Raw genomic sequence first — 2,177 nt, 5'->3', positions numbered from 1 at the left:
CGGATGAGCGCGGGCGACTCGATGCTCCACACGCCGAGCTTGCCGTGGCCCTGCATGCAGATGAGCCCGTAGGCGGCGCTATCCTTGATGGTCACGGTCTTGCCCGGCAGGATGGTGAGTTCCTTCGCGCTGAATGCGGTCGACTTGTAGCAAATCCACAGATCGACGTAGCCCTCGGCGTGCATCCGGTCGAGCGGCTGCGCCGGTTTCGGCCGCATGAAGTGTTTCTTGGCAAAATTGGGGTCGACGTTCAGTTCCCAGTCGATCACGTCGACGAGATAGTCGAAATCGCCCTTCTTGTCTGCGGGCGTGTCTTTCCAGAGCAGTTCCTCGGGCACGATCGAGTCACCGGTGAGCGACTGGTACATGGCGAACACGTCGGAGGCTTTCTGCGGCTCGTAGGTGCAGAGGCTGCCCGGCGCGTGCAGCACGCCCGGGGGCACGTCCCAGCCCGTGCCCGGTTCGAGCCGGTACGCGGCGGACAGGTTCGTGAGCTTGTTGTCGCCCTTGACGTAGTCCATGAGCGCCTGGCGCACCTGCTCCTTCGTGACGCCCGGCTGCAGGCCGAAGAACGTGTAGGGGAAATCGCCGCCGTGGTTGTTCACCTGCGGCGGGAAGTAATAGGCCTCGGGCTTGCCCAGTTGCTTGACCTTCGCGGCGTGCGCGTCGTCGTGGTGGATGTGATGCGGCAGGGCGCCCTTGTTGTCGAAAAACTTCGAGTACATGGGCCAGCGTCCGTGCTCGTTCCAGATGCGGTCGCCAATCAACTGGCCCTTGAGTTCCGCGACCGCGTCACGCAGGAGCGCCTTCGCTGTCATGCCGCCGTCTTCAAACACAATGAAGCTCAGCCCCTCGTTCGGGCTGGTGAGCGGCCCGTTGTCCGCGGGCGTGGTCGACGAGAACCAGCGCTCGTCGATGCCGCCGCGCGCGCCGCCCATGGCGTAGTAGTCGTCCGGGTGCAATTTGATGCGCCGCCCCGGCACGCAAAACGAGCGCGGCACCCATGTGGGCGCAAGCCGCACAATGCCCTTGCCTTGTTCCAACGCCTTTTCGGCCAACGCTTTCGTGGACATCCGCAATTCCTTTCGATGGTTCGTAATGCACCCTTCAGGGTGTTCCGGTGCGCAAGGCGCTACTCAACTTGCGCCGACATGCTGCCACGCCCCGGTTTTCGCCGATTTCAACACCGCGTCGCAAACGTACTGCGTTTCAAGCGCGTCGCGGAAGGTCGGTCGCGCCGGCGCGCCTGCCTCGATTCCTTTGATGAAGTCCGCGACGCCATGGATGAACGAGTGTTCGTAGCCGATCTGCAGTCCCGGCACCCACCACTTGTCCATGTAGGGCATGTCCGAGTCGGAAACGTGGACCGAGCGCCAGCCGCGCACGACCGAGTCGTCGCGGTGATCGAAATAGTTGAGCCGGTGCAGGTCGTGCAGGTCCCACTGGATACTGGCGTGCTCGCCGTTGATCTCGAAGGTGTAGAGCGCCTTGTGGCCACGCGCGTAGCGGGTCGATTCGAAGGTGGCCAGCGAACCGTTGTTGAACCGGGCCAGGAACGCGCAGGCGTCGTCGATGGTTACCGGTTCGATTTTGCCCGTCAGGTTGTGCTGGCGCTCCTTCACGAAAATCTCCGTCATCGCGGTGACGCTGTCAATCGACCCGTTCAGCCAGAGCGCGGTGTCGATGCAATGCGCAAGCAGGTCGCCCGTGACACCGGCGCCGGCCGCCGCCGCGTCCAGACGCCAGAGGCCCGTGCCGCCCTGGGGCAGGTCCGCGGAGATGGTCCAGTCCTGGAGGAACACGGCGCGGTAGTGGAAGATGCGGCCGAGCCGCCCCTGGTCGATCAGCAGCTTGGCGAGCGTCACGGCGGGCACGCGCCGGTAGTTGTACCAGACCATGTTCGCCACGCCCGCCTTCTCGACGGCGTCCACCATTTCGATGCCCTCGGCGGGATTCATGGACAGCGGCTTCTCGCAGAGCACCATCTTGCCCGCCTGCGCGGCCGCGATGGCAATGTCGTGGTGATAGTTGTTCGGCGTGCAGATATCGATGGCGTCGATATCCTTGCGCTCGACCAGCTTGCGCCAGTCCGTCTCGACGCTTTCGTAGCCCCAGTTGTCCGCGAACGCCTGGATTTTGTCCTTGCTTCGGGCACACGCCGCCTTCAACACAGGCTC

At 63.9% G+C, this 2,177-nt stretch carries 2 protein-coding genes; both read right to left on the bottom strand.

What is annotated here, in order from left to right:
• A partial coding sequence (locus tag KA184_23490; protein ID MBP8132554.1) for a hypothetical protein occupies positions 1 to 1,073 on the bottom strand: 1,073 nt, incomplete at its 3' end.
• A gap of 63 nt (positions 1,074 to 1,136) precedes the next feature.
• On the bottom strand, positions 1,137 to 2,177 hold a 1,041-nt coding region (locus KA184_23485; protein ID MBP8132553.1), incomplete at its 5' end, for a Gfo/Idh/MocA family oxidoreductase.

It is taken from the genome of Candidatus Hydrogenedentota bacterium, assembly GCA_018005585.1.
In the GTDB taxonomy this organism is placed as follows: Bacteria; Hydrogenedentota; Hydrogenedentia; order Hydrogenedentales; family JAGMZX01; genus JAGMZX01.
The sequence above is the reverse complement of the archived record's forward strand: the minus strand, read 5'-3'. Positions and strand labels throughout refer to the sequence as shown.